This is a genomic window from Parachitinimonas caeni (assembly GCF_030129945.1).
GTDB classification, from domain to species: domain Bacteria; phylum Pseudomonadota; class Gammaproteobacteria; order Burkholderiales; family Chitinimonadaceae; genus Parachitinimonas; species Parachitinimonas caeni.
On sequence record NZ_JARRAF010000034.1, the window covers coordinates 15336 to 41321 of the forward strand.

Sequence of the window (25986 nt, forward strand, 5' to 3'; positions counted from 1 at the left end):
CACCACCGAATTTGCATATGGTAGAAATTTCTGGGATATGCGGAGTTCAGGAATATGTAGTGTTGCAAGCATGGGAGCCTAATGTACTCAAGCATGTCAGCTCCCATCACTCTGCATATTCAAGCCCCTCGCAGTGAGGCAATCAGTTTGTCAGGAGCCTTGAACCGTCCCTTTTTGAGAGAAAGGGGCACGACGGCGCTCATCGCATCCAGCTTCTCGGTCGGATCCGCCCGCAAATAGACTTCAGTCGTTTGGATATCGGCATGGCCAAGCCAGAGTGAAACCTTGCGAATGTCCCCTGTTGCCTGCAATACGATCATCGCTGCGGTGTGCCTCAGGCTATGTGGTGAGATGTGCCGTTGCTTCAGCGCAGGACAGCGTTCGGATGCCGTCCGAACGTGCTTGTCGAGAATGTACTCGAAACCGGACCGCGTGAGCGGCTGGCCATGGGAATTGACGAACAACTCTAGCGCCGGAGATGGGCCGCGTACCGCCAGCCAGGCGCGCAAATCAACACAAGTCTGCTTCCAGAGCGGGAGTAACCGCTCTCGTCGACCTTTGCCCTTGATGCGCACACTGGGCGAAGGCTGCCATTCAATCGCACTCACCGGCAGGTTGACCAGTTCCGAAACGCGCAGCCCGGCGGAGAAGCATAGATTCAGCATGGCTCGGTCGCGAATGCCGTCACGGTGCTGCAGGTCTGGCGCATTGAGAACCGACTGCATCTCGTCCACCGACAAATAGCCGACCAAGCGAGAATCGGTTCGTTTCGCTGGGATCGCCAGGATTCGCCTGCTCTGTTCCAGCAGTGCCGGCACGCGATGCTCGATAAAGCGCATGAAGGACTTGATTGCCACCAGGCGCGCATTGCGTGTGCGCGGACCATTGTGCCGGTCGGTTTCAAGGTGTTGCAGGAAGTCCATCACCAGCGGCGCATCAATCTGTTCAAGATTCAGCGCTGACGGGGTGAGTCGCAGGCGTTTGCCAGCGAACTCGAATAGCAACTGGAAAGCGTAGGCATAGCTGTCGCAGGTGTGCTCGCTCGCGCCACGTTGCAGAGGTAGGCGTTCGCGCAGAAAGGCGGTGATATGGGGGGCGATCGGTGTCATGGTGTGTGCTCCTCAAATAAGCGCTCGCACACGTCGGCGATATCCTCCATCAATCGTGGTGAGCTTTCCAAATACCAGTACGTGCTGCTTGGCACCGCGTGACCAAGATAGGTCATCAGCGCCAGCATGTGGCTCCCGACGTGATCACGGTCGTGTGGACAAGCGAGCAGCGTATTCGACGCAAAGGTGTGACGAAAGTCGATCAGCCGCGGCGTCGGTTGCCCGGCTTGGCGCGGGAGGCTGCAAGCTGACAGAAGTTTGTGGAATGTCGGATAGACGGCATCAAGACTCAACGGGCCGAGCTGCCCGGAGAGGAACAGATGGTCATCATCCGTGGCGATACGGCGGCGTTCGAGCAGATATCGCTCCAGCGCCGCCTGCGTGGTCGGGTGCAGTGGTACCAGTCGATTCTTTTGAAACTTCGTGTTGCGGATCAGCAAGCCGTCGGCCGTCATGTCCTGGATGCGCAAGCCGATGGCTTCGGAAATCCGCAGGCCAGTCGCAGCCAGCAGACCAATCAAGGTACTGTAGGTCTTCCCCCTTAGCGCTCCCGCCGGGCCGAGATGTAGCGCCTGCGTCATCAGCGCCCGGATTTCGTCCTCGGTATACAGATAGGGTGTCGGCCGCTGTCGGCGCGCGCAATATACACCCTGGGGTGGAATCTCGTGCCGACCGTCGGCGGCATGGGCGAACCGCGCGAAGCGGATGACCATCTTCAAACGGTTGCTACGTTGCGGCTCCGACCGCCCTTGCCCGGCCCAAGCGATTGCCGTCGAAGCGACAATAAACGTGTCGCCTTGCGTACTGGCAAAGCGGACAAAAGCTCGGAGGTAGCGTTCGTCTTCTGTGAGAGCAAAACCGGCAGCGTGACGAACCGCCACATAGGTATTGACCATATCCGTTAGCATGATGTTGCTCCCGGCCAAGGCCTGATAACCTGCTGCAATAGAATGGTGTCAACTTTGGCGTACAAGGCTGTGGTATCCATATCACGGTGCCGCAATACCACCCCAATCACTTGCAGTGACGCACCTTGGCGTAGCAATCCTGTGGCGGCCGAATGGCGAAGGATATGGGAGCCGTACGACGGCGCCTCAACACCGGCACGCCGGATGGCGCGTGTCGCGACGTGCTTGACGACATTTGGCGTGATCGGCTCCCAAGGAGCGACCTCGGTAATGAACACATGGTCGCAATTGACGCGCGGCCGTGCCTGCCGCAAATAGTTCAGAATGGCGTCGCCGACATCCTGAGGCAAGGGCAGCTTCGCTTCATGTCGGCTCTTTCCGATTACAGTAAACGTGCCTTGAGTCCAATTGATATCGCTGAGCTTCAAGGCGGCGACGTCGCTTGCGCGCAAGCCAAGTCGCGCCAACAGCAGCAGAATGGCCCTGTCACGAATATCGATGGATCGCGCACCAGTGCAGGCCGCCAGGACGCTCTCGACCTCAGCAGGCGGCAAATAGCGGGGCAAGCCAGCCAGGCGCCACTCGGCGATGGTTGGAACAGCGGCATCAAGACCCGGCGGGCAATGCTCGGTGGTGATCAGAAAACGCAAGAACATGCGAGCTGCCGTTACCCGGGTTTGCGAGATGGCGCGGCCGTTGTGTTTGGCGTAGGCCAACACGAAGGTGTGCAGCTTGGCTGCATTAAACTGTTCTGGTCGCGAACCCGACAAGGAGAGCAGATCAAGGACATGTCGGCGGTACGTGGCCAGTGTCGATGGTTTGACGCCTCGATGCATGATCATCCAATGCTCGAAAGCGGTCACTATTGCAGGGAGGGACGGCGGTGCCATCGTCTCAACGACAACGATGCCATGCTGGACCCGAAGAAACTCCGTGAACAGCTTCGCGCCGCGCCAGGAGCTCGTATGCTGCTTCCTTGAACCGAGCAAGCGCCCCTGCTTGGCCAAATGGTCGCAGAATACGTTCCAAACATCGCAGGATAGGGAGGAAAAGCTGGTGCCGGACGCCTGAACCCAGTTACCAAAAGCAGCAGCTCCTGGCAGGAGATGTCGGACGGCGTCGTTGTCATATCCGCGTTTCGCCAACCAGTCTGTGAACGAGTCCAGGTACGGACCGGCAAGTCCGGACCGATACCGTGCGATGGCTGGCATGGATTTGAAGTAAGTAGTCAACATGCTGCGCTCCTTACAGGGATGCCCTGAAGAGCGGCGGCATTCGGTGTGGCAAATCAGAGCGGTAGCCCGATTGGGCATGGTGAAACGGTCGTCGCCGTCGCCCTGGTATCAGACTACTCCTCCTACAGCAGCGCTACACGCACCTGAATATGCAGAGTGATGGGAGCTGACATGCTTGAGTACATTAGGCTCCCATGCTTGCAACACTACATATTCCTGAACTCCGCATATCGCCGAATATGTAGAGCACAGCATATTCTGGGATTCCGGCTTGCTACCCCGGACAGGGAAGCTTGTCATTTTCAGAAGACGACTGCACCAGTTGAGTGGGTTTGACACCGGGGGTGAAGACGACTTCTGACATTTCGATATCAGAAGTTGTCTTCACCAATCTCATTGATGCTCAATACCCGTGTGCACCAAAATCAAGGTTGGTCATAACTTCAGTGATGCCCATTTCAAGTCACCGCATTCAGTCCGGCATTGGAGCGAATTCAATGCCTTTCTTGCGGCATGAAAAGGTTTACTGACTGCGTGCAGTCGACTTCTGACATTTGGTGCAGTCGTCTTCTGAAAACGACAATGGGTACAACGTCAAGCAACTGACCGACACCTTGGGCGTCAAGCCACGCGAAGTGCGCTCCTTCCTCTCCGGTCAGCTCGCAGCAGAACACACACAGGAACTGCATGATCGCCTGTTGGCGGCAGGTGTGCCGCTATGATGCTGCGCCATTCTCAGTCATTGTGGGTCGAGCCGGATGTTATCGGGCTGTTCTCACGCAATGTGGGCTCGTTCTCACTTAATGTGGGCCAGAGCGGTCGGATATTCTCAGCGAATGTGGTCCCGACAAGGCTGATGTAATCGGGTCAGGGCGTGGATGTTATCGAGCCACTACAAGTAGTGCTTCCGGGGGATAATCTCCCGTGATCAGCTCAAAGCCACGATTTAGTTCCAGATAGTTTTTCATCTATCCCCCTTTCGGTGGCAACGCTGCTGAGATTCGGTGCCATTTCATACCCCCCGATCATCGGTGCTGTCGCTTTGAATCCATAACAAGGAAAAGCCACAGAAAGAATGACGGCTTAACAATACGCGACGCGACAACTACGTTGACAAACACCGCAGCGGCCATCCCAAATTACCCCTTGTCACCTTTCCGGGTCTTGAGGGTTTTTTCTGCATGAGGCAGCAGGTCGGCCGGAAAGAGTCGCCAGCGTTTTGAGTCCGGTGCAGACAGATAGCGCTTCCACGCATCGATGGAATAGGGCCTGACCTGTCCCTGGTTGAAAAGGGCCAAGGCTTGTTGTTGTGTGAGGCCGGCGGCCGCAATCAATTCGCGCAGACGGGCATTATTCGGGTGGTTTTGAGTATCCATTTTTCTATCTTAGGATATTTCAGGAATAGAGTAAATTTACACCTTTACATGGTGTAAATTTACACCTATGATTCACTCATCAACACCTGCTAAGGGAGTGCAAAATGGAACCGATTCCAGCGGAGATCACCCAGGTCGATGATATTGGCCCGGCCTTTAACGTGACCATCGACAGTGTGATGTTTACGGCGGACAAGGTAGGCCGCGACTGGGGGCTCGCCTATAACGTCCTGCCCGACGGACGCGTCGCGGACGACAACTGGCAGGGGATAGAAGTGGTCGCAGACTATCTAGGGATGGAGAGTAGTCAATTCTGGCCGCATTTCAAGCCCTTGCTGGATGCGGCGGTAGGCTGGTGACTGATCGTATGGATGGTGCCAACACTGACGATAATAAAGTTGTGACCGAGCAGGTCAAAAAGATAGATAGCGCCTTGTTTGGCGATGAGCCGAGTGACGCTGAGAAGGCGGCGGGGCTGGCGCTACTGAATGAGTTGATTGATCAGCCATACGAATATGCGACTGACTACGTGTCGGTTCGGGCGCCAAAGGCCCGATTTGGGCCATTTAATGCAGACAATGGTTATCGAAACGTTTGCGGGCGATTGAATTAGTGTTTTTTTTGGCCTATAGATGTACCAAGGCTGCCAGGCAAACTTGGCGGGATGCTGGCGGCCTACATGGTTTTTACAGTGCCGTGATCAATGCCAACTTTCCTCAGTGATGAAAAAGTGGGGGGTTTATTGTTTGCCGCAGAACGCCCCTAAAAGCCACCCCAGCCGGGTGGCTTTTTGTTTTGCGGCTTGCTGCGAAGCAACGTCGGGCCAGTTGTGACTCCGGCTTGCTGGCAAAACAAAGCTTGATTTGTTCGCAAAATACGAACATAATTGCACCATTGAGAACGCGATTGGCGCGATCTCAGCTTTAGGAGCAAACCATGAACCGTGCCGACTTCCGCGCTTTCTGCGCAACCCATAACCTCTCGATAGAAGATGCTGGCCGTGACTGGCATGATGCCGGCGTCAAAGGCGCTTATCTTTGTGCTGTTCTCCGCGATGACGAAGATTTCGCCAGGATCAAGCCACTTCTCGATAATGACGATGCGTACTTAGCGAGCGCTGAGCGCTCGCTTGGCCAGAGGTGGTTCGAGCATCATGGTTACGGACATATTTATGCTGACGATGCAGCTGGTGTTGCCCGAGCAATGTCCGAACAATATGCGCGATTGCTTGCATCAAAGGACGACATCAGTCATTTCAGTGCTGATGACATCGCCAAGCGCGATATGGCGTTTGTTGACAATCCTGCCTGCGAAGGTGAATCAGAAGATGAACATTTCGAGCGTATTGTCGAGTTACAGGACGATGGCTGGCTTGTGCCGCGCTTCGTAACTGAGCCAGGATATTGGTGTTGCACCAGGAACAGTTTAATGCTCTCAGATGCAGAAGTAGCGGCTGGTCTTTGGTCATACAGCTATGACAGCTGGGAACAGTGTGTCATCTTGATTCTCAACGACACGAAAGAACAAGAAATCGAATGACACCCGCAGAGTTTAAAACTATCCGCGAATCCTTGGGCCTGACGGCCCAGTGGATCGCCGACAACGCTGGCGTGAAACTGCGTACAGCTCAGTACTGGGAAGCTGGGCGGATGGCTGTGCCAGTGGATGTGGTGAATATGCTCGATCGCATTGACAGGACATTGGAGTTTTCCATTGCGCAGGCGTTGGACCAGGTTGCCGAATTGGCCAAGCAACAAGGTACTCCTGCCCAGATCACGCTAGTCCGTTATCGGACGGATGCCGCCTTATGGCAGTTCAGGCCGGACATGAAACCTTTGCCAGCCACGACACACGCCGCCATGCTATCGCGGTTACGCCGTGCACTTTGGTCGCGAGGCATCCCGACAGTGATCCAATACATGGAGCCTGAAGAGTACGAAACATGGCTGGCTGGACGTCCAGATACGGAAGTTGAGCGGGCAGCTTGGGCAGCAACGCTGCAAGAACGTTGACGCCTTCCCCCGCCCTAAAGGACGGGGCTTGACCCAGGGTGGGGAAGGTTAGCGCGGACGGCATAGCCGTCCTTTAGTTTTTGCTACCGTCACTGAGCGTGACAAATCAGGCAATGCCTAATGCGCACCTGCAAGCCGCCTATGCGGCGGGTAATTGCCCAGGCCTATCGCCTGTTCCGGACCTTGTCCTGCAAGCCGCCTGTGCGGCGGGCAACAAACTCCAAATTTTCCACATCCTAACAACCGCCTGTTCGGCGGGTAACTGGAAACACCTCGACCCCGACCTCTATCACGACCTACAAACCGCCTGCTCGGCGGGTAACCAATGAGGGCGTGAACCGGATGAAGCTGCTGTCCTACAAGCCGCCTGTGCGGCGGGTAACTCAATCTATTCAATGTTCGCCCATGATAAGAGCGAGTATTCGCCAGAGTTGGGGCGGATGCCAAGCGTCGGTAGTATTTTCCGGAGCGATGGTGTCTTGTCCAGCAACTTTTTAAGTTGCGCAGCATTCGCTCCCCGTGGCGCCTGCAAGTATCGCTCGTAGCAATGTATGGCAGGCGCCACGACCTGCTTCCAGGGAAGGTCCGCAATCTTGGCAAATCCCTCGCGTGCCAACTCGACATTAATGGGTTGATTCCCGCCGGTATCACACAGCTGCGTCAAAGCCAGGTGCGGCGAAATGCGAAACGACGGCTCTGGATGTGCCTTGCCGATCATTCCGACCATGTACGGCGGGGCCGCGTGCGTCAGCAGCCAGTTGGCCAAGTGCTTGCGGGCGGACACTTGTTCAGTGTCGATAACCTCCAAGCCCTTGATGGGGGGAAGTTGAATGCGGCCAATCAGCTGTGATGGCCCGTCACTTGCGGCAATGTAGAAGCAATCCAGTTGCCCCAGGCTCAACGGCTTCACTCCTGATGCCACACGATGCGGAAACTGCTGACTTTTCACGCTGGCTTTCTCAGGGATGCCAAGCTTGGTGCCAATTGCCTGATGGAAAAATTCCTGTGGTGTCATTCTTTTATTTCCCATGTGTAAAATATGGAGTAATCTTTCCGTGAAAGTTAACCCATTCACAGCACGTTGTCTACCGGAGGAATGCAATGAACACTTACTTATTGATTGGCAGCCTGGTTGCGGAGGAACCACTTGCAACCTGCTCCAGGGACTTGAAAGATGCCTATGAGGCGGAAAACGGCCCTAATAAGCCAACACCCGTTCCCGTCATGCAAACCGCAATGGGCAACCGCCTGTATTTCCCCGCCACCGGGATTCGTGGCGCCTTGCGCCGCTGTTCGCGTGATGTCATCCGGCAGCATGTTATTGCTGCAACGGGCAATGCCAAACCTTGGAGTTTGGATCAGCACTATCTCATGACTCTTGGCGGTCTTCAGAGCGAGGAGTCTGATCGCGCCAGCGTGGCCGATGTTGAAAAGTGGCGCCAGGCGAATGTCCATATCTCCCTCTTTGGAGGGGGGGGGGTGGGATACCTCAATTTTGTGCAGGGGCACCTGAACGTGGGCAACGCAATTTGCGAGGACGCCTGCGAGCCGACCATTTTCTCTGGAGCCAGAGTAGATGATTTTTCTCGTGACGGAAGGCAAATCGCTTATCTGTCGGACGGCGATATCCAAAGCCTGATTCAGCGCAGCCATAGCGTCAAAGCCAGAACGGACATGGCCAAGCAGTTGAAAATAGCGCAAAAGGCTTGGCGCGATGCCAAGGCCAGTGGCGGCGACGTGGATGCCGCCAAGGCCGAAATGGCCGCGCTGGAGGATCAAATCGCCGCCAGCAAAAAGGCTGGCAGCGTGTCGGTCAAAATGGCCCGTGCCGGCTATCAGGCCATCCCGCAAGGGGCGCGCATGGCGCAGCGTTGCCGGCTGCTGCAAAGCAATCCGGTCGAGTTGGGTTGCCTTTTGGCAGCCTTGTCAGAATTTGCCATGCAGCCGCACCTTGGGGCGCACGGCGGAACAGGCTGCGGGCTGGTCTCCGGGGAGTGGGAAGTGTTTGAGGTGCTCTCAACCGGCAAGCAATCCCTCGGCATGATCAAGCTCACCCCCTACGAGCCACTGGAGTTAGGTTCCCCTGCGTTGCTAGAAGCACGCAGCGCTTTTGATAGCTATTTGTCATCGGGCAAATGGGATTTCAGTGTGCCACAAAGCAGCTAGGGGGCGGACATGCGAAATCAATACGTTGATATCTTCGTCCGAGAGCCGACGCTGCTGTACGAACTGCATGGCCGCTTGCTCGCAGCAGTCCATGGATTGCAGACCGAGGACGCGGCGCTGGCCGTCGCCTTCCCAGGCTGGAAAGACGCGCCCGGCGAATTTGGCCCGTTGTTTCGGGTATTTTCGGCGCAGGCCAGTTTGCTGCAGGATTTGATTGGCAGGATAAGGCCATTGACTGAGCAAAACTGGCTGTATGTTCTGCCGATTCAGACCGTGCCTGATCATGCCCGCACGATTTGCTTTGCCAGAGATCGTGCCAATGACTGCTACACCAGCAGCAAGGCGCGACGTTTGCAGCGCCGTAATCCAGACTGGGTGCCCACCCAACATCCACGCGAGCTGTCGGTGACGCATGTGCTGCCAATGCAATCCGCAAGTAATCAGCAGAGTTTCCAGATGCGCATAAAGCGCAAACGGACTGCCCAGCTGGGCGGACATCAATACGGCTTAGGGTTGTTGGTGCCGGATTTTTGATCAAAAACGAGGGTCACCATGTCTATACATGATGAAGTAATCGCTGGCGTTCACCGAATTTTGGGTGTCAATGGCCTGCTGGTGCGCGATGGACTGACGCACAGCGAAATTCAATTTCAGTACGCCCTGCGGGTGGCGGAGGGCTTCACTCGCCCAGAAAATCCTGACGATGCGCGCACCCGCATCAATCTGCAGGAAGCACAGACCGGCACGGGCAAGACCTTGGGGTATCTGGTCCCATTGTTATTGTGCTCGGCTTTGACCGGGAAGCGGGTGATGGTCAGCACACATACACGGGCGCTGCAGAAGCAGATTTTGGATAAAGATGCCGCCCTGGCTCAGCGCTGGGTGGCCGAAGTCACGGGGCGCGCTTTGACCGTGCGTCGCCGCGTCGGACGCGCCAATTACCTGTCCCCCTTTGGCTGCCAGCAGTTGTTGGCAGAACTGGAGAGCGCAACGCCGCCAGCAAAGGCGGAGGCAGACTGTTTGGAACGCATTCTCGCCTGGCTGAATGCGACCGATAAGCTTGGTCGCCCACAAAACTCTGGCGTTCTGGACGATTGTTTGGCCGATCTGGAACTGGATACTTTGCCAGCAGGGATCTCTCGGGGGCGTATCACGCTCAATCAGGATTGCCCCGCTGCAGAACAACAACACTATCTGACAGATGTTGCCCTGTCCAAGGCTGCGGATGTCGTGGTGGTGAATCATGCCTTGTTGATGATGCACGCCTTTCGCTGGGCTCAAATTCTGGACGACCAACAAGGCGATGAGGCGCGCACGGCACGCTTTATCGTGGCAGACGAGGCCGACCGCCTGCCCGACGCAGCTGCCTCAATCATTGGCGCGGATCTGACGCTGCACCAGATGATGATGCTGGCTCAGGACGTGGGGAAGCTGTATCCCGGCGCCAGCAATGCGGTTGAGGCGATCCAAACCCTGCATGATGAGGTTAAGGCTATGCGGACGCCAAGCACTGCCGTGCTGGCCCTTTTGGAGGGCGATGACAATAGCCAGCGCCTTGCTCAACGGGTTGTTCAGGCGAACAATGCGGCCAAAGCCGTTGCCAGCCGCATCAGCAGGCTATTGACTCGCGGCGAGGCTGAGTTAGGCCAGCATGACAAGCTGGCGCGATTCGTGGACATGTCGAACGATCTAGCCTTGTTTGCAACGGCCATGCAGGCCCACGACAACACGGCCGTGGTTAGCTGGTCTCCAGTGCGGGCCTATCCCGCTTTGCGCATCGGTCGCCCCAACCCTGGTCGATTGCTGTCCCGACTTTGGCGGGATCGCACAGACGCAATGGATGACACCCTTCCATCGCCAGACCCTCTCGACGCCATCTTGTTCACCTCGGCCACCTTGTCTGTGCCGGGTAAGCCCATGCCGATGGCCTTTGATGAGTTCGCGCAGAGCGTTGGGGTAATCCGCGTCCCGCGCAAAGGCGAAAGCATATCCATTCATCGCGCACAGACAGACCTGTACGCCCAATTCGAGCCGGCCCGCTTTGGTGACCTGCAATTTGTGCTGGCTGACCCTCGGGTGCCGAACCCTTCGGCAGGGGATGGCGCAGAGACGGATAGACACGAATCCAATCCGGAGTGGCTGGACTACTGTGCGCATGTTGTAGACCAAGCCTGGGAGAGTGGTGGCCGGGTGTTAGTCTTAACGCTCTCGCACGCAGACACCCGAGCCTTGCATGAGCGCCTGCAGGGCCGCCCCGTTGCGGAGCACTTGCTTTGGCACCACGCAGGAGAGCCATTGCACAGTCTGACTGCCAATTACATCAACGCCGAACGGGCCGTCTTGCTGACCCCAGGTGGCTGGGAAGGACTAGATCTGCCGGGGATGGTGCCCAATCTGGTGATCTCACGGATCCCGTTCACTCCACCGCAAAATGCAGATGCTGAGATTCTGCGTACCCACCTGGCCGCTCTCGGTTACGCCCCTGACAAAATCAAGGCGGCACTTGCCAGTAAGGCGACTAATGCGGCTCGCCGTAAGCTGGCGCAAGGTATCGGACGGGCGATCCGCACGAAGACCGACAAGGCAACTATCTGGATCGCTGACCCGCGCTTTCCCTTGCCGGAGATTATGGAGGGGTCGCTCGACCCAATCTTGATGGATGCGTTGCCACGTCATGTGCAGCGGATGATGCTGCACTGCATCCCTCCCCGCTTCCGCAGCAGCTCGTTTGCAGAGGCAAAACTCTGCTTGCGTGACAATGGCTTATATCGGCCAGATTGAGAGGACGCCATGACGCCATTCAAATTAACGCTCGAACTTGCTACGCCGTTTTACCTGTCTAGCCGACTGACGCTTGACGGGCTGCTATCGGCAGCGATACATCATCAAACCGGAAAGATGGGAGCGGATACGCTCGCCGCCATCCCGCTCGATCAGGATCAGGGCATTTTCCGAGGGTCTTCCCTTTTTTGTCATCCACGCTACCGCCACCGGCGGTTCAGCCGCATCATGTCCCTGAAATCAGAGAGGGATCTGCATACAGAGCTGTTTCAGCCAAACAAACGTGGCGACCGCTACGGCGTGGTGGATCAGCAGCGTGGCAAATTTAAGGCCAACCTTGATTCTTACTTTGCGATTGAGGCAAAGGAGGTTTATTTCTGGGGGGTTGGCGATAGTGATCAGACGTGCTATCTGATTGAAAATTACATTCACGGGATTGGCAAGCGGGCCAATACAGGGGCCGGCGAAATCCTCTCAGTGCGCGCTGAAGAGACGGACGATTTTTCGTGGGTGACCCGGAAGGGTAAGCCTGCGCGTCCCTTGCCGGTTGAGATATGGAATGACATGGGGTTGGCTCCAGCGTCTACAGCGCCACTTGCCGTTGTGTTGCCGTATTGGGGAACTGCACCTGTTGATGCTGTTTTCCCTGCGACATGGGAGGCTTGATACGAAGGAATTAAATAAAAGCACTTTATTAACAATCATTTATGTTGCGGTTAGTGCAGCCAAGCTTAAATGGGTGAATTGGCGATAAGTATCTGTTTTTCAGGGTATTATCAGAAATAGACTTGAGTTTCCCGCTGCACAGGCGGTTTGTTGGATACATATCTCCGAGCTCATATCTACTTTGTAGTTTCCCGCTGCACAGGCGGTTTGTTGGTATCTGGAAATCTTCAATTTTCATGACACCTCGTTTCCCGCTGCACAGGCGGTTTGTTGGAGTCCGCCAATTGCACCAGGCCGGCATACAGGGTTTCCCGCTGCACAGGCGGTTTGTTGGGGGCACATGCAACGCACGCTATCGCGCTTGATGTTTCCCGCTGCACAGGCGGTTTGTTGGATATCGGGACCGCATAGTTTGTCGATACGCGCGTTTCCCGCTGCACAGGCGGTTTGTTGGGCTTCGGTCTTGCCACTCCCGGTTTCAGACTCGTTTCCCGCCGCACAGGCGGTTTGTTGGGCTTTGCGCGGCATTGGCCAATGCTTGTTCGAGTTTCCCGCCGCACAGGCGGTTTGTTGGTTGATAGCTGCCCTTGTAGATTGCGGCGTATGGTTTCCCGCCGCACAGGCGGTTGTTAGGATGTGGAAAATTTGGAGTTTGTTGCCCGCCGCACAGGCGGTTTGAAGGAGCGCGCTTCGCCGAGCTGCATCGTAGAGCCTGTTACCCGCCGAACAGGCGGCTTGCAGACAACTACCCCGACTGGGGCGCTACGTCCGATCGTTACCCGCCGAACAGGCGGCTTGTAAAAGCGGCAAAGGGTTACCTGCCAAGCGGGCGGGTTGTCAGTAGCTGTTACGAGCATTGGCTTATCAAATACATTCATCGAGGCAGCATGCTTGACTTTATGCTCATCCGTGATGACGGGCAGGAGCTGTACAGCAGCAACATCACACACAATCTGGCAAGGATGGCGGAAGAGGCCGGCATCTATACATGCCTTTGGGCGCCGGATGAAAACAGCTTCACTACCGCCGGACAGATCATTGAGCCGCTCGCTTCCGGCGTGTGTCTTCTGGCGACCAACAGGGCCCGATTTGAGCTATTTAATGCAGACAATGGTTACGGCCGCTGGCAGGACTTGTTGTGTTTTTGCGCCGAGTGTTTGCAAGCCTGCAAAGACCATCCTCATGCCACCATCTGCGTGAGCCGATAAAGGTTAGGATATGAATGATTTATGCCCAGTGTGCCGAAAAGGCCACCTGCAGCCTGCAACATACATGCGCACTTTTGCACCGGATGGTGTTGCCATTTCAGTGGAATTGCATACGTCTCGATGTGACCAATGCGGTGAAACGACAACCAACGCTGCCCAACATAAAGGGAACTTACGTGCGTTAGCCGAACGGAAGTCTTCATACGGTGATGTATTGATGGGCGAGGAAATTCTCGCCTTGCGTAAGCGTTATGGTATCTCGCAGCAACAAGCCGCCAAGACGTTTGGAATCGACGTTGAGGCATTCGCTTGTTTTGAAAGGGAAGAAAATTACCCAACAAAAATGATAAAAATCTTAATAACATCAGCCATAGAAAATCCAAGGACAATGAAGTCCTTGGCAGACAAGGCTGGGATTGAATTGCCTCTTTGGCAAAAGCACCATATTAATTACAACCCCGGTTACACAAAATTAGGCACACCCTCTCATCTCTTGATTTGATCTGTTGCACGGCAAGCCTCGCCATTCGGCAATCGGGGCTTAAGTGCGGACGGCCCAGCTGACTGAGACTGCTGCCTGTCCACCGCCCGATTCGCGGCATCGTGGTGATACCAAGATGGAGTGGTCGGTTGGTTTTGTTTTTTCTCGTCCATGTAAAAACCCTAACGTATCTGACAATTGTAACTGACTAGGAGCTCTTCCTGATGGCTTCTAGGGCATTCCGCCTGCTTTAGGGCACACAAAAAACGCCCCACTCACTCATCACTGAGGAAAGTTGGCATTGATCAAAGCACTGTAATAACCATAGAAATCGTTCTCATTATTTTCCAATCCTCTTTTTCGACGACTGTTATAACTCGTGTCTGCCAACCAAAACTGAAGCGTAGTAAATGGAATAAGTCACCACAGATCTCTACTACTGCCGCGCTGCGCTTGGACTTCCGCACCCCTACGGGTGCCGGACCGACTTATCGGCGCTTCGCCTGTTAGTTAATTATCTGAACATCAACCCACCCCACGAATAACCCACATCACGGATCATCATCGACCGAACCACCGCTAACGCCAAACAAATCAATCGTTTGCGAGTCACCCAGCAAGCCTCCTACACTACAGTTAGCACTATCCCCGACTAAGCGAACCGTCACCACGGCTTTCCCACCCTCCGCTGAAAACCTAACCATTTGGCTATTTGTCTCAACGCCCCCTGCAGCCGCAGGTATCTGATAAACACCATCATTAACACCCCTTTTCTCACCTTCACCCCCCTCTGCCTTGGTTAGGATGGGCGGTTGCTGGCAGTGGTCGAGCACGTCCTGGTAGTGGGCGACGGTCTGCCGGCAGAGCTGGGCCAGCTTGGCCACGGCCGTCTTGGTGAGGGTCTGGCCAGCCTCGAGCAGTTGCTGACATGCCTGGCGGATCTTGTCGGCGGTGGCGTTGCGGCGGACCTGGTGGGTCCGCTGCGCGCTCAGGCGTTGGCGGGTGGCCACGGACAGGGCTTGTGACAACTGCATCACCCCGCGATGGCAGGTGCGGCGGTAGCCACGATATTTGTCCCAGGTCCAGCGTGCCACCGAGCGCACGGTGGCTTTGATCGAGGACCAGGGCAAGGGGCCGGCGGCAAATTGCGGGAAGCGGTTGTGTTGTTCGGCAAAGGCGATCAGCAGCTGGTAGAAGCGGTCGAAGCTGCCTTCTTCGCGCTGCCGATTCACGATGGAATAGGCGTAGAAGCGCAGTTGTTCGAACAGGGTGCAGTGACGGGAGTGGGCAACGGCATCGAGGTCGGGACCTTTGCTCCATTGCGGTTGACGAACGAGGTCTGCCTCGACGTGCTTGGCGAGATCTCCAAGCGAAAATACCGCATCGTGTAACACGAGGGTGTTCCACCAAGGGTGTCCAGGTGTTTTGGCTACTGGTCCAGAGTGGTAATTCGGGTCTGCTTTCAGTCTGATCGCCATCGCTTGGTAGATGGCTTTCATGTAGTCGATGGGTGCTTGGCGAGCCTTGTGGTGAGTGGCAACCGGCCGGATTGCATAATATAGGTGGGATCCACCACGTCCTTGGCGATCCCGCACAATGATGCTGGGCTCGGGTAGCTGAACTTTGTCCCATATCATGTGATCAGAGTGATCCAGGTCAAAGATCAGCCAGGACACCCTGCCACCCGTTTCTCCGGAACAATTTACCTGCATGTATGGATAGCGTACCGCATACTCTCGAGGGCGGGTTCGCGTGGCTGTCTTATTGTCCGAGCAGCGTGCGATATACGGCGCTTGGTCGAGAATGCGTTCAAGTGCCGGCATCCCTTCGCTTGAAGCGTAAGGGTCCGCGAGGCGTACAGCTTCTATAGCTTTGTCCCACTCCAGGATGGAGGTCTCAGATCTTGCAACAGATATCGCACTCATCTTATGCCATCCCCCAATAGTAAATTTCCGTTTTCAGTGGACGTATCGATCCCTCCGCATGTACTACCGGATTCATGAGAGGGACGGCAGGCAAAGCAACAGGCACGAGGCAAACCGGTGCCCGCAACGGCATCAAATGACGTTGAAGGGCTTCCAATGCACGCAAACCACCACAACGCAGAAGCGCTGGGTTAGGCATTGCTCGACTGGTGGATTTTGTTTCGTCCTGCGACAAAGCTGCAGCAGGACTGCGCGTCATCGCACCGGCGTTCGGTCGATGCGACGAAGGTTAGTGTGTTGAGTGGGTGTGCACGGTGGGGTCACCGTTGAAGTGAATGTGAAAGTGTTTTTTTGGCGTAGCATAACGCCTCCTAGGTCGTAAAAGGATATTGACCCAGTAGCAACTACCGCCTAGGATTCGATTGAGAAGACGAATCTCGCCAGCGCAGTGTGCTGTCGCCAAACAGCAAATGTAGTTGGACCGGGATTGGTACAGAGCTGAGCGCCAACTCGGCTCTTTTTTCCTGTCTTGATCACTGCATAATGCATGACCTCCAAAGCATTGAAATTAAATGGTTTTTTTTGATAATTCGTTCAATAGCGTTTCTATTCTGCACCCAAGATCTTTTATATCCAGTCCTTTAGCAGGTGTTTTAATCTGGATTGATGACCCACGTTTACCAACCGCCATTGCCATAGTTGCCACTATGGCACCATCTTGATTCCGGATCTTGACCTCAGTCTTGCTTTTGGGGCCTGTGATTTGTCGAGAAATCCAATCAAACATTGGCTTACCCTTGGTCAGCTTCTTATCGTTCACTAACGAACAGGCGGCAATCACCAAATCCAAGTGATCTCGTTGTAAAAGATCTTGAGTCTGTTCAATATACGTACCCGTTATCAACTTCGGGTTTTTATCAAGAAAATCAACGAGCTGTGTTGGCAGCGACTGGAAAGCAAACAGCCGATGTATGGTGCGCTCACTTTCCCCCAGCACTCTGGCTAAACTTATGTAAGTTTTTGCAGCACCGGTTTCTTGGAGTGGTGCAATCAGCTTCGACTTCTCATAGTCACTTAGATCGACACGTCCCAAGTTCTCAACTGCAGTGATGAGAACAGCCTTCGAATCGTCACAAATCCGAATAAGAGCTTCAATCGACTCCCATCCCAAATGATCGCGAACAGCAATCAGTCGGCGCTCACCTGCGAGTAGCTCAAAATCGAAATCGGGGTCACCAACTATTTCACGAACAAGAATCGGTTCAACGACACCATTTGTCTCTTGAATGAGAATTGCTAACTTCGCCAGTTCGTCGTGATCAAACTCAACTCGGGGTTGAAATGGCGACCGTTTAATCCTGCGACATGGGATAGTTTGCTTTCGATCCCCTTCCTGAAAATTGAATATCGCACGCGCTGTTTCCTGGGCCTGCTCAGCTCGACCTTCTCTTTGCTCAGCCCTGGCCGCCAACGCAGATGCCATGGCATCCTTCTTGACCCGACTCATGTCAGACCTACCCGAACCAAAATTTCGTCCGCCAACTCGGTAACCGCTTTAGCCGGCGACCCGTCGCGAGCTGCCTCAAGAACGGTCTTTGATGTAGCAGCTGCTTCCTCAAACTGCACTGAACGTGGAAGGCGTGCCGATAGAAGATCCTTTCCAAACTTGCTCTCTGCAACACCGAGCAACTGCTGCGCAACATTAGTCCGGCCGTCATACATATTGAGAAATGCGCCAAGTAACTGAAGTTGTGGATTGTCTTCCTTCGCTTCTTTAACAGTTGCCTCGAGATCTTCGTACCCGTCCAGTGAGAAGATATCCGCCCCTTTTATGGGGACTAGATAGTGAGTAGCTGCACACAGCGCATTGCTTGTAAGCCGTCCAAGGTTAGGCGGACTATCCAAGATAATGATGTCGTAATCAGCGGCTATTATTGCAAGCCTCTTGCGTAGGGTTGTCGTGTTCCGACGAATCAACTCAGTCTCTGCAGCACGCGCTAGCTTAATACTGCTTGCAATCATATCGAGACCCTTAATTCGAGAACCAATGATGCATGCACTAGCAACTGTTGGATCAGAATCAAGCAAAAGGTTGACCGTATTGAAGCGCAACTTTCCTGGATTGACCTCGCTGATGATTGAGGTGGCATTACTTTGCGGATCTAAGTCAATTAAAAGGGTGCGTTTCCCTCTTCGGACGAAGGCATCTGCCAAATTCACCGCCGATGAAGTTTTTCCAACCCCGCCTTTTTGAGTTGCAATTGCAATGATGATGGTCATCGTATGCACCGCTCTTGGTAATTAGTTGCTGTAATTTTGGCAATTACCTGACTAGCAAGCAACAACAATTTTTGGCCATTTCAAGAAAATACTATGTATTGATTAAATATCATTAATGTAATCAGTTAGATATAAACGCTTGTTGTCTTCACACTCTCCATTTTAGATGTTGGCAATTGCCCTACTTACAACCCTTGAACTTGTCGAGAGCGTTGCTAAACAGCCATCCTTCTCTTGGGAAAATTTCTAACCTCCAGACACAATTAGAAATATAAATACCTAATAATCAATGCGTTACGCAGTATGCAGAATGCACCCCTAACACAGCATGGCAACCATCATGTTTGACCTGTGGCACCCATAGCTGTATATTTACAACCGAGAAGACGTTTCCCAGCAGTAACACTGTCGCCAAGCAGCATATGTAATTGCGTTCTAGGGCAAGCTAAAGATATTTCCTCATCCAGCTTGCCTGCCCCCACACACTACCCACCACCACAACCATCAACGGCCCCATGATCCACCCAGGATCCACCGTAAATGGCGCCGCAACATACAGCAGACACCCCAGTGGCAGACCGACCTTGCGCATGGCTTTGGCCAGGTTGAATTTTGTCGCAGACTCACGTCCTGCCTCTTCGACTCGAATCGCTCTCTGCACCAGCCCATCAATTCCCGCCACCAACACCAGAACCAGCAACAACTCAAAACAGGCCAGTAGAGCGGCCAATCGTGTACCGATCAATTGCACCGCATACAGGTAGGCCAGGATCCACGGATGCAACACTCGTTGGGCAGGCGTTAACGAGCCATCTGACTGTTGACGTCGAACCACAGCATCGAGTCGGGTCCAAACCCCGAGCGGCTGATACAACACATCAGCCGCTTGCCTGGCCAAAACAGGATCTGCCGCACGCTTCTGAGCATCTGCCAGCAACTGCCCCAATCTTTCAGCCGGCTCCGGACTGAACCAGCGCGCTGTACCGATCTGCACTATCAAAGCCACCACCACCAGCATAATGAGGCTGTACAAGGCTCGGCCGGAGGCCATGATTGGCCATACTGCCAGCGCTTCACGCGGATCCTTAACGGCTGCCATCTAACCACCCTGCCCCAGCGCCATCCACTTCAGCCGAATCGATCTGATCGATGTAGGCTTGATACTGCTCGCGCATGGCAATATCAATTGTCCGCAAATCCGCAGGCATGCAGGCATCGCCGGTTTCGTCCGCCAACGGGAATCGCAATTTGTAAAGCTGCCCACCATTGATCAACGCGAAAGCCTGGCCTTTCGGCAGTTGCACCAGATCCGCCGGTTGCAGCATCTCCACTTCCTTGTCGGTCACCTTGTCCGCATTTGCGCTGGAAAAACTTTTGCCATCGAACAAGTCCCCCGCGTCCGTTGCCTTGCTATCGGGGGTGACACTGCGAATCCGCACCTTGGGCAGCTGCGAGGTCAGGATTTCTGCCGTGCTGATGTGCTTGACCCGCAGCATGATCAAGGTATTGAAGTTCCCGAAAATCTGCTGAGCCTTGGCGGCAGAACCAATTTTGGCCTCCATGTCGGCCGAGGTCTGGGTATAGGCGGTCACCTGAAAGCCAGCGCCACCTGCCTTGTTGACCATGGGGACGAAGGCGTCGTTGATCAGCTCATTGACCTCATCCAGATGCAGGGCCAGTTTCGCTGGCTTAATGGCCTGACGCTGACCGTAGGCTTGGCCGTACTTATAGAGCTTGCCGGCCGTGGAAGTCAGATCGTTCAGCATCGAGGTCGCGACCGCAGAACCCACTTCATGGTCGGTCAATGAATCGAGGCCAATGTAGACGATGGCACGCTGATCAATGACCTTCGCCCAGTCAAAAATGGGCCGGGGGTCGTTTGGATCGTCATAATCAGGGGAGAGTAGGGCAGAGACCCTGCCGGTCGTCACCTTTTCCAGCAATGGGTAAAGCGACCCAATCAGCTTGTCAAAGAAGGTTTTGTCGTTATTGATTACCGAAATCAGGGCGTCGCCAATCGGGTCATGCAGACCCTGAGACTGGATCCAGAACACCAGCGCCAACAATTCAAAGGACCTTCCAGTCTTGTTGGCCTGAGTCAACAATTGCTTATTGGTCTCCTTGTCGTTCCCCAATTCCAGCAACTTTTTCTCAAACTCGGATCGCCAACTCGGGCGAACTGACTCCAGCCAAAACTCCAGATAATTTTTGGTCAGCTCCCCGATATTGACTGCATTGGCGTAAATGACCTCTAAGTTTGGCTTGAATCCCAAGGCGACAAGGGCACGCGCCATTACATTGATAAAGCGCCAAACAAAGGCTTTAAAAGCGGCGGCCTGCCCCTCACTCGGCAGCTGGCCAGCAACCCGGGTTGCCACCTCGGTCACCTTGGCGAAGCTACCAATCGGGTTATATCTGGCAGAGATTTCCGGAAAGCCGAGATGGAACATATAAAACACATCTTGCCGGCCTGCCCTCACCGCTTCGGCATACATGCGGCGCAACAGGTCCGCATCGCCCTTGGGATCGAACACGATCACCACATCGCCGCGCCGGATATCCTGCGTGATCAGCACCTCCGCCAGCCGGGTCTTACCGACGCGGGTGGTGCCAAGCACCAAGCTGTGGGCAACCCGCTCGCCGAGGTCCTGATAGACGTCCGACTCGTCCACTTCAATCCCATGCAGCTCGGGAGAGCCATGAACCGGCGGCAGGGGACGCACCGGATTCCACCAGGCATCCCGGCTGGTGTAGCGACACAGCCAGTGTTGGCCATGGCTAATCCGCTCCAGCTCCCGCGCTGCGCGCTCCAACCGCGTCTCGCCCAACAGTTCCTGGTAGCGCTCGCGCACCAGGGCCAGGCGCTGGCTATGAATCGGCAGCCAGCGGAAGCCCCGCCCCAGAAACAGGAATTTCTCGTGATAGGGAATTTCGGAAGCGGTGAGTTTGTAGACCGGCAATCGTCGCAAGTTGGCGCGGTAGCGCATCTGCCGCCAAGCCCCCCGTCCGCGCACGATCGCCAAAGCCCCCAAACCCAATACCGACGCCCCTTGCAAGATGGCGGACGGCGCCAGGCCGGGCAGAACCAAGATGCCAAGCGCTGCCCCGGATGCCGACAGGGCGGGGATCCATTCGAGCGGTGGGCGAAATCGGTTCTCGATCATGGCAATGGCAGGCCAGCGTCAAGACGCGCTACAGCTTGTTCCAGTAGCTGGATCAGCGATGGAGTGTGAGGTCCATGCAGCAACACAAAAGCCGCTTCCGCGTCACGACCATGCCCGAGCGTCATGAGCGCTCCGCTATCGTTGCGGCTGTCGAGCATGTGGATGATGTCGCCGAGTGGGGTGTTGTCATCGACAGGCAAAGAATCGTGTTGATCAGACATTGTGGGATCCATGGGCTAGGCCGCCGTCGCCGTGATTTGGCGCACCAGGTGCGGGTTGGGTTGGGGGACCGGATTGAACAGTTGCGAAGGTTTCCCGAACAGCATGGCATGCAACAGTTGTCCGGTATTGGTAACGTACGGGTGTATCCACTGAGGATCCACCTTGCCATTGGGCAAGACAAGTAGACGCGGTACAAACAGCTTGCTGTCGCAGCAAGCCCGCTGCAGCACCTGCTCCAGCTTTTTGCCAGCAGGCACGGGGGGTTGGTCTTCGGTTGGCAAGGACTCTGCAAAGTCCCGGAAAATCACTGGCGAAATCAGCAACATCCCTTCTTCGACAAAGTGAATTCTTGCGCCCGTCACGTTGAAAGACAGGCTGCCATCACTGACGCCGGCCTGGACCCAGGCAAGCAGGCGCATCGCCCACTCTTTCTTTGACAGTGACACCCCGCCGCCCGGATCCTGGGCCGCCAACGTAGCCGGGGCCATGGGCGGCAGGGGTTGCTTGGGCAGATTGCGGCTAACGTGTCGCTGTTCGGTCACCGGAGGCAAGCAATCATCACCCACCGACCAGTCCATCCCCTTCGGCTCTGATTCGAACAGTACCGACACAGACTCAGATGGCTGTATAGCCGATTGACAGGTCACTGTCTGGACAGTTTCCGCAGAGAGCAGGCCACCGTCCGGACCATCATCCGGCGGGCCGCTATCCTCCGGCGGTCCGGCTTCCTCTTCGAAACCCCAATCCGTGGTCGCGGCACGCAATGACGGCGCCGCGTTGGCAGGCGGTGTCATTGCGGCGGCGGGGCGCGTCGGGGTGACTGCGGCCTCGGCCGGGCTGGGTATTGACGTGGCTTCGCCCTCAATCACGCGTAACCGACCGGCGAAACTCGCCGGCCGCGCCCCGCCACTGGACCACAGGGCCGACACGGGAAATACGATGACCGTCAGATTGGCTGCAAACTCACCATCCTGCACTGCGATGCGCCAGATGGCCCGGCCATTGGCCGGGTTGGGAAACAACGCTTGATAATCCTGCCAGGCGTCGAACAGACGCTCGTTGTCAGCCGGTACCGGCAAGGGATTTTCCTGCCGCTGTAACCAGCCACGCACTTCATCGGCAATCCGTTTGGCCACAAGATAAACCTGGCCATCGACCACCCAGCCCGCTGCGCCAGGCTTGTTCAACGGCAGCTCCCCTTCGGCCAGCAGACTGCGTAGCGCCAACATCAAGCGCTCGATCAGCGGTGTGCTTTGGGCGGATGCAAACCGTACCCGCGACCCTGCTTCCAGATTGTGCTTGACGCTCCACTGATCCGCCTGACTGACGATGGCCATCAGCACATTGCTGGCGGGATCCGCGTCGCCACTCAATGCTGGTAACAGGGTTGCCATCAGCCGGCTTTCCTCAGCCAGCCAAGCTCGGGTCTCATCCCGCAGCAGGCGCTGGTACAGCAGGATGCCCAGCTTGCTGTGGGCGTCATAACATCGTTCCGCACTGGGCGGGAAACGCACCAGATAGTGGCTGGCGCCTTTGATGTCGGTCAGCGAGGTGGTCAGCGCATTCCACACTTGTCCGTGCTGCGGATCCTTGCCAAACCAACTCACTCGCAGATCCGACACGGGCTTGCCAACGTCGTGCAACAACGCCACCACCATCACCGCAAAATTCCAGCGATGACGAATCGGCAATCGCTCTTCGGGCGATATTCCAGGCGGCAGTTCTTTGCCTGCCGCAATTTTCAAGGCCTGCTGACAAACCTCGAACAGGTGGATCAACAAACCGCCAGGCTGGGCATGGTGATGCGACTCTGAAGCGGGCAGCTGTTGCACGTACTCCGCCACCCCACACAACAGAGGCAGGGCATCGCTCTGCCAGTTGATGTCTGCGAATCCCAGGACTTGTCGGATTGAGTTGATCGAACCTTGCAACCCATGTCTGGCCACTAGTTGCTCAAAGCTCAGGATCGGCAGTTGCTCACCCCGCGGCTGCGGCAGGGCAGGGGGGGTCTTGGCCATTTCTTGAGCAGGGGCAGGTCGCAGTTTGGTCAGGAGTCGCTGCAGCATATCGGGTGCCTGTCGGGTTGGTCGTTTGGGACAGCCGGTTGGCGTTCTTTTTTTATGCTTGCCGCGACCTCAAAAAATTTGCAACGAATTTATTTGCATTTATGACAATGGGTTGGCGGAAAATTGCGTCGAGTTGACATCACATGAACCCATTTTTTTGTGGCATAATGAGGTAGCAAATTGCTCTAATGCCATTTTTCTTGCATTTTTCCCCTTTGGGCCAGCCCTTATCCCTTTAGCGCCGCAGGCGACGTAAACCCTTGTCCCATAAAGCCCTTTTTGCCATTTCCCGTGGGCCATTTAGGCCTGGCCGAGCGGGATTTTAGCGAGGCCAGGCCGGCCCTTTTGGTAGTCCCCGTAGCCATTATGCCATTGTCGTGTGACAAGGCCATTTTCGGCGCTTTGACCATTTTCAGAATCGATCAGTCGTAAGTAATTGTTTTATATGATTATTTATTTTAGAGATTTTTCTGAAAAACCCTCAACTGTACCACGAGTATTTCGTATTCACCAAATTTAAACTGGTGTCACGTAAAACCAGTTTGATTGCTGTTTTGCAAAATCTTTTTTGCTAGAGTCCGCACATCGATGACACGGGGCATCAGCCTCCATGTTGCCGGTGCCGTCCGCTTTCAAAGTGATCGTTTACTTACTTTGTACGGGCAATTGCAGAAGTTTACTCCTCCTCTACCGGACCGCTGCACGGCGGTGGTCCGGATCTTTTTGGAGCATACGGTCATGAATACGATCAGTCCCAATCATCCAACACCTCCCACACCCGTGCCAGTTGAGCCCGAGTCAGGGTGCTTGATGTTCGGCACTGCTCGTGCAGGCAAAACCCGCCTGGCGGAAGACATAGTCCTTCGCCAGACCTATCAGGATCTTTCAAGCGCACAACAATCGGTGAATGGTTTGTCACCCACCGATCCATACCTTGATCCATGAGTTGGACCGCCCAACGCGGCAGGGTCTGATCCGCACTACCACCTGACGATTCATTAAAGGATTTTTTATGAGTGCTCTCCTCACTCAGGGGACCTGCTACGCCCAAATTCTGCACCGCTCTATCCGTCAAAGGCTGCGCCCGCTGCTATTGACCTTGATTTGGCTCGGAGTGCTGGGGAACACCGGCATCGCACTTTTAAATGATCTAGCCTACCTTTTTTGCGAGGTTGTCACACTGCCACTTAATGGCTCCGTATGGATGAATGCTTTGGTGCGCTACAGCTGCGTCCTTGCTTTGTCGGTTGGTGCCGTCGTGCTAGCAGTGGGATTGATCAGTCTCGCCATCGAGTCTGTTCGATTTGAAATGCGGGGCTGTCATGCGTGAAGTACTGAGCGCCCAGCAGCAGCGCGATCAGGATGCCTTGGTTCTGCTCAGAGAGTACCTGGGCGAAATCGGGCGATTGATGGACGACCCCACGGTTCAGGAAATCATGTTGAACCGCCCGGACTGTATCTGGGTGGAACAGAAAGGAACAATGCTCCTGACTGGTATCCGTCTATCGGCGGATCGGGTCGAGGGCGCCATCCGGGCGTTGGCCTCCCTGTGCAACAAGATTGGCAGCGGTCAGGATCTGGTTCCCCTGCATTTCGACGCCCGAACCGCAGGCTTCCGGTTCGCGGCGGTATTGCCACCGCTAGCCAGTAATGGCCCCTGCTTGGTCATCCGCAAGCACGCTCCGCAAGTTTTCTCGCTGCGGTCGTATCTTGAGCGCGGACTGTTGTCACCCCTGCCATCCCCCTTGCTCACCATGGCCTCTTTTCCTGATTTGGCGAAAGTCCAGCATGGCGGTCAGGCATTGTATGACGCTCTGTCCTGGATCATGGCCAGTGGTGCCAACTTGCTGGTGTCCGGCGGCACTTCTACCGGCAAAACCACGCTGTTGAACGCCTTGATTGAGCTCATCCCTCGTGAGAAGCGCTTGATCACACTGGAAGACACACGAGAACTGCAAATCACCCATCCCAATACCGTCCAGATCGAGTGTTCCCCAGAACTCGGTCTGAGCATGCAGCAAGCGGTGACGCTATTGATGCGGATGCGGCCGGACGTGCCGGGCGTCGGAGAGGTCCGTGATGGTGTCGCCTTTGATTACCTCGACCTACTGAACACCGGCCACGCTGGCGGCTTTGCCTCCATTCACGCCGATAGCGACGAACAGGCGCTGTACCGACTGGAAGACCTGGCTCGCCAGAACGCCAAAGCCGACAACATGCCAGTCGGTGTACTTCGCCGAAAAATCGCCTCCGCTATTCATTTCGTGGTGCAAGCCGCTCGCCACGAGGGTGAGCGCTTCCCCCTGTCTCTGTTGCGCGTACTGGGTGTCGATGAACAAGACCGCTACCTGACGCAACGCCTTTATCACCGCTATCAGTAAGGAGAG

At 55.3% G+C, this 25986-nt stretch carries 26 protein-coding genes and 1 CRISPR repeat array; of the genes, 14 read left to right on the plus strand and 12 right to left on the minus strand.

Features of this window, described 5'->3' with window-relative positions; all coding sequences use genetic code 11:
- Positions 1-119: 119 nt before the first annotated feature.
- From PZA18_RS19500 to PZA18_RS19510, 3 genes are read right to left on the minus strand one after another with little or no spacing between them, the layout of a single operon-like run.
- Complete coding sequence (locus PZA18_RS19500) at positions 120-1109, minus strand: tyrosine-type recombinase/integrase (RefSeq protein ID WP_284102555.1); 990 nt, start codon at positions 1107-1109, stop codon at positions 120-122.
- On the minus strand, positions 1106-2017 hold the full coding sequence (locus PZA18_RS19505) for a tyrosine-type recombinase/integrase (RefSeq protein ID WP_284102556.1): 912 nt from the start codon (positions 2015-2017) through the stop codon (positions 1106-1108). Before PZA18_RS19505 ends, PZA18_RS19500 begins: the two co-directional genes overlap by 4 nt.
- On the minus strand, positions 2011-3252 hold the full coding sequence (locus tag PZA18_RS19510; protein WP_284102557.1) for a tyrosine-type recombinase/integrase: 1242 nt from the start codon (positions 3250-3252) through the stop codon (positions 2011-2013). Before PZA18_RS19510 ends, PZA18_RS19505 begins: the two co-directional genes overlap by 7 nt.
- Before the next feature lie 557 nt (positions 3253-3809).
- On the opposite strand from PZA18_RS19510, the gene PZA18_RS19515 reads away from it, so the two are divergent.
- On the plus strand, positions 3810-3974 hold the full coding sequence (locus tag PZA18_RS19515) for a hypothetical protein (protein ID WP_284102558.1): 165 nt from the start codon (positions 3810-3812) through the stop codon (positions 3972-3974).
- A gap of 417 nt (positions 3975-4391) precedes the next feature.
- Here the strand turns inward: PZA18_RS19515 and PZA18_RS19520 are convergent, their stop codons facing one another.
- A complete protein-coding gene (locus tag PZA18_RS19520; RefSeq protein WP_284102559.1) occupies positions 4392-4628 on the minus strand; it encodes a hypothetical protein in 237 nt (78 codons plus the stop codon).
- Positions 4629-4732: 104 nt separating this feature from the next.
- Here PZA18_RS19520 and PZA18_RS19525 point away from each other — a divergent pair, with 104 nt between their 5' ends.
- The 4 genes from PZA18_RS19525 to PZA18_RS19540 all read left to right on the plus strand — a co-directional run bounded on the left by PZA18_RS19525 (position 4733) and on the right by PZA18_RS19540 (position 6640).
- Positions 4733-4987, plus strand: a complete 255-nt coding sequence (locus PZA18_RS19525) for a hypothetical protein (RefSeq protein ID WP_284102560.1) — start codon at positions 4733-4735, stop codon at positions 4985-4987.
- Positions 4984-5241 carry a hypothetical protein gene (locus tag PZA18_RS19530; RefSeq protein ID WP_284102561.1) on the plus strand — a complete coding sequence of 86 codons (258 nt, stop codon included), beginning with the start codon at positions 4984-4986 and terminating at the stop codon, positions 5239-5241. Before PZA18_RS19525 ends, PZA18_RS19530 begins: the two co-directional genes overlap by 4 nt.
- Before the next feature lie 323 nt (positions 5242-5564).
- On the plus strand, positions 5565-6167 hold the full coding sequence (locus PZA18_RS19535) for a hypothetical protein (protein ID WP_284102562.1): 603 nt from the start codon (positions 5565-5567) through the stop codon (positions 6165-6167).
- Positions 6164-6640, plus strand: a complete 477-nt coding sequence (locus tag PZA18_RS19540; protein WP_284102563.1) for an Aca2/YdiL-like domain-containing protein — start codon at positions 6164-6166, stop codon at positions 6638-6640. Before PZA18_RS19535 ends, PZA18_RS19540 begins: the two co-directional genes overlap by 4 nt.
- Positions 6641-7028: 388 nt before the next feature.
- On the opposite strand, the gene PZA18_RS19545 is transcribed toward PZA18_RS19540, so the two are convergent.
- Positions 7029-7655, minus strand: coding sequence for a hypothetical protein (locus PZA18_RS19545; protein ID WP_284102564.1), 627 nt, complete (start codon positions 7653-7655; stop codon positions 7029-7031).
- An 86-nt stretch (positions 7656-7741) separates the two neighbouring features.
- Here PZA18_RS19545 and PZA18_RS19550 point away from each other — a divergent pair, with 86 nt between their 5' ends.
- The 6 genes from PZA18_RS19550 (at position 7742) to PZA18_RS19575 (ending at position 13963) form a co-directional block, all read left to right on the plus strand.
- Positions 7742-8806, plus strand: coding sequence for a hypothetical protein (locus PZA18_RS19550; RefSeq protein WP_284102565.1), 1065 nt, complete (start codon positions 7742-7744; stop codon positions 8804-8806).
- Between the two features lie 9 nt (positions 8807-8815).
- The gene (locus tag PZA18_RS19555) at positions 8816-9340 is read left to right on the plus strand and encodes a type I-F CRISPR-associated endoribonuclease Cas6/Csy4 (RefSeq protein ID WP_284102566.1); all 525 of its coding nucleotides are present in this window, start codon (positions 8816-8818) and stop codon (positions 9338-9340) included.
- Positions 9341-9358: 18 nt separating this feature from the next.
- Positions 9359-11587: an ATP-dependent DNA helicase gene (locus tag PZA18_RS19560; RefSeq protein ID WP_284102567.1), complete on the plus strand. Its 2229-nt coding sequence runs from the start codon at positions 9359-9361 to the stop codon at positions 11585-11587.
- A gap of 9 nt (positions 11588-11596) precedes the next feature.
- Complete coding sequence (locus tag PZA18_RS19565; RefSeq protein WP_284102568.1) at positions 11597-12253, plus strand: hypothetical protein; 657 nt, start codon at positions 11597-11599, stop codon at positions 12251-12253.
- A gap of 126 nt (positions 12254-12379) precedes the next feature.
- A CRISPR array of direct repeats spans positions 12380-12935; the repeat unit is 28 nt; unit sequence GTTTCCCGCTGCACAGGCGGTTTGTTGG.
- Positions 12936-13140: 205 nt separating this feature from the next.
- Positions 13141-13461 (plus strand): hypothetical protein, encoded by a 321-nt coding sequence (locus tag PZA18_RS19570; RefSeq protein ID WP_284102569.1) that lies wholly within the window; start codon positions 13141-13143, stop codon positions 13459-13461.
- 10 nt (positions 13462-13471) lie between these two features.
- Positions 13472-13963, plus strand: a complete 492-nt coding sequence (locus tag PZA18_RS19575) for a type II TA system antitoxin MqsA family protein (RefSeq protein ID WP_284102570.1) — start codon at positions 13472-13474, stop codon at positions 13961-13963.
- A 530-nt stretch (positions 13964-14493) separates the two neighbouring features.
- Here PZA18_RS19575 and PZA18_RS19580 read toward each other — a convergent pair.
- The 7 genes from PZA18_RS19580 to mobH form a co-directional block, all read right to left on the minus strand.
- Positions 14494-15765: a replication initiation protein gene (locus PZA18_RS19580; protein WP_284102571.1), complete on the minus strand. Its 1272-nt coding sequence runs from the start codon at positions 15763-15765 to the stop codon at positions 14494-14496.
- A gap of 670 nt (positions 15766-16435) precedes the next feature.
- Positions 16436-17350: a ParB/RepB/Spo0J family partition protein gene (locus PZA18_RS19585; RefSeq protein ID WP_284102572.1), complete on the minus strand. Its 915-nt coding sequence runs from the start codon at positions 17348-17350 to the stop codon at positions 16436-16438.
- Between the two features lie 20 nt (positions 17351-17370).
- Positions 17371-18147, minus strand: coding sequence for a ParA family protein (locus PZA18_RS19590; RefSeq protein WP_284102574.1), 777 nt, complete (start codon positions 18145-18147; stop codon positions 17371-17373).
- A gap of 445 nt (positions 18148-18592) precedes the next feature.
- Positions 18593-19246 carry a DUF4400 domain-containing protein gene (locus PZA18_RS19595; RefSeq protein ID WP_284102575.1) on the minus strand — a complete coding sequence of 218 codons (654 nt, stop codon included), beginning with the start codon at positions 19244-19246 and terminating at the stop codon, positions 18593-18595.
- Positions 19233-21311, minus strand: a complete 2079-nt coding sequence (gene traD, locus PZA18_RS19600) for a type IV conjugative transfer system coupling protein TraD (protein ID WP_284102576.1) — start codon at positions 21309-21311, stop codon at positions 19233-19235. Before traD ends, PZA18_RS19595 begins: the two co-directional genes overlap by 14 nt.
- Positions 21308-21532, minus strand: coding sequence for a hypothetical protein (locus tag PZA18_RS19605; RefSeq protein ID WP_284102577.1), 225 nt, complete (start codon positions 21530-21532; stop codon positions 21308-21310). The genes traD and PZA18_RS19605 overlap by 4 nt, the downstream gene beginning before the upstream one ends.
- A 15-nt stretch (positions 21533-21547) precedes the next feature.
- The gene (gene mobH, locus PZA18_RS19610) at positions 21548-23599 is read right to left on the minus strand and encodes a MobH family relaxase (protein ID WP_284102578.1); all 2052 of its coding nucleotides are present in this window, start codon (positions 23597-23599) and stop codon (positions 21548-21550) included.
- Between the two features lie 738 nt (positions 23600-24337).
- Between mobH and PZA18_RS19615 the strand changes: the two genes are divergently transcribed.
- The 3 genes from PZA18_RS19615 to PZA18_RS19625 all read left to right on the plus strand — a co-directional run bounded on the left by PZA18_RS19615 (position 24338) and on the right by PZA18_RS19625 (position 25980).
- A complete protein-coding gene (locus tag PZA18_RS19615) occupies positions 24338-24544 on the plus strand; it encodes a hypothetical protein (RefSeq protein WP_284102579.1) in 207 nt (68 codons plus the stop codon).
- A 67-nt stretch (positions 24545-24611) separates the two neighbouring features.
- Positions 24612-24929, plus strand: coding sequence for a hypothetical protein (locus PZA18_RS19620; protein ID WP_284102580.1), 318 nt, complete (start codon positions 24612-24614; stop codon positions 24927-24929).
- Positions 24922-25980: a CpaF family protein gene (locus PZA18_RS19625; RefSeq protein ID WP_284102581.1), complete on the plus strand. Its 1059-nt coding sequence runs from the start codon at positions 24922-24924 to the stop codon at positions 25978-25980. The genes PZA18_RS19620 and PZA18_RS19625 overlap by 8 nt, the downstream gene beginning before the upstream one ends.
- The last annotated feature ends 6 nt before the right edge of the window (positions 25981-25986 follow it).

Bases quoted from the DNA above. Each gene is read 5' to 3' on its own strand.
- mobH (WP_284102578.1), bottom strand. From the start codon at position 23,599: ATGCTGCAGCGACTCCTGACCAAACTGCGACCTGCCCCTGCTCAAGAA.
- PZA18_RS19560 (WP_284102567.1), top strand. From the start codon at position 9,359: ATGTCTATACATGATGAAGTAATCGCTGGCGTTCACCGAATTTTGGGT.
- PZA18_RS19570 (WP_284102569.1), top strand. From the start codon at position 13,141: ATGCTTGACTTTATGCTCATCCGTGATGACGGGCAGGAGCTGTACAGC.
- PZA18_RS19565 (WP_284102568.1), top strand. From the start codon at position 11,597: ATGACGCCATTCAAATTAACGCTCGAACTTGCTACGCCGTTTTACCTG.
- PZA18_RS19525 (WP_284102560.1), top strand. From the start codon at position 4,733: ATGGAACCGATTCCAGCGGAGATCACCCAGGTCGATGATATTGGCCCG.
- PZA18_RS19540 (WP_284102563.1), top strand. From the start codon at position 6,164: ATGACACCCGCAGAGTTTAAAACTATCCGCGAATCCTTGGGCCTGACG.
- PZA18_RS19500 (WP_284102555.1), bottom strand. From the start codon at position 1,109: ATGACACCGATCGCCCCCCATATCACCGCCTTTCTGCGCGAACGCCTA.
- PZA18_RS19590 (WP_284102574.1), bottom strand. From the start codon at position 18,147: ATGACCATCATCATTGCAATTGCAACTCAAAAAGGCGGGGTTGGAAAA.
- PZA18_RS19550 (WP_284102565.1), top strand. From the start codon at position 7,742: ATGAACACTTACTTATTGATTGGCAGCCTGGTTGCGGAGGAACCACTT.
- PZA18_RS19620 (WP_284102580.1), top strand. From the start codon at position 24,612: ATGAGTGCTCTCCTCACTCAGGGGACCTGCTACGCCCAAATTCTGCAC.
- PZA18_RS19520 (WP_284102559.1), bottom strand. From the start codon at position 4,628: ATGGATACTCAAAACCACCCGAATAATGCCCGTCTGCGCGAATTGATT.
- PZA18_RS19580 (WP_284102571.1), bottom strand. From the start codon at position 15,765: ATGCCGGCACTTGAACGCATTCTCGACCAAGCGCCGTATATCGCACGC.
- PZA18_RS19555 (WP_284102566.1), top strand. From the start codon at position 8,816: ATGCGAAATCAATACGTTGATATCTTCGTCCGAGAGCCGACGCTGCTG.
- PZA18_RS19545 (WP_284102564.1), bottom strand. From the start codon at position 7,655: ATGACACCACAGGAATTTTTCCATCAGGCAATTGGCACCAAGCTTGGC.
- PZA18_RS19605 (WP_284102577.1), bottom strand. From the start codon at position 21,532: ATGTCTGATCAACACGATTCTTTGCCTGTCGATGACAACACCCCACTC.
- PZA18_RS19575 (WP_284102570.1), top strand. From the start codon at position 13,472: ATGAATGATTTATGCCCAGTGTGCCGAAAAGGCCACCTGCAGCCTGCA.
- traD (WP_284102576.1), bottom strand. From the start codon at position 21,311: ATGATCGAGAACCGATTTCGCCCACCGCTCGAATGGATCCCCGCCCTG.
- PZA18_RS19535 (WP_284102562.1), top strand. From the start codon at position 5,565: ATGAACCGTGCCGACTTCCGCGCTTTCTGCGCAACCCATAACCTCTCG.
- PZA18_RS19625 (WP_284102581.1), top strand. From the start codon at position 24,922: ATGCGTGAAGTACTGAGCGCCCAGCAGCAGCGCGATCAGGATGCCTTG.
- PZA18_RS19510 (WP_284102557.1), bottom strand. From the start codon at position 3,252: ATGTTGACTACTTACTTCAAATCCATGCCAGCCATCGCACGGTATCGG.
- PZA18_RS19505 (WP_284102556.1), bottom strand. From the start codon at position 2,017: ATGCTAACGGATATGGTCAATACCTATGTGGCGGTTCGTCACGCTGCC.
- PZA18_RS19615 (WP_284102579.1), top strand. From the start codon at position 24,338: ATGAATACGATCAGTCCCAATCATCCAACACCTCCCACACCCGTGCCA.
- PZA18_RS19595 (WP_284102575.1), bottom strand. From the start codon at position 19,246: ATGGCAGCCGTTAAGGATCCGCGTGAAGCGCTGGCAGTATGGCCAATC.
- PZA18_RS19585 (WP_284102572.1), bottom strand. From the start codon at position 17,350: ATGGCATCTGCGTTGGCGGCCAGGGCTGAGCAAAGAGAAGGTCGAGCT.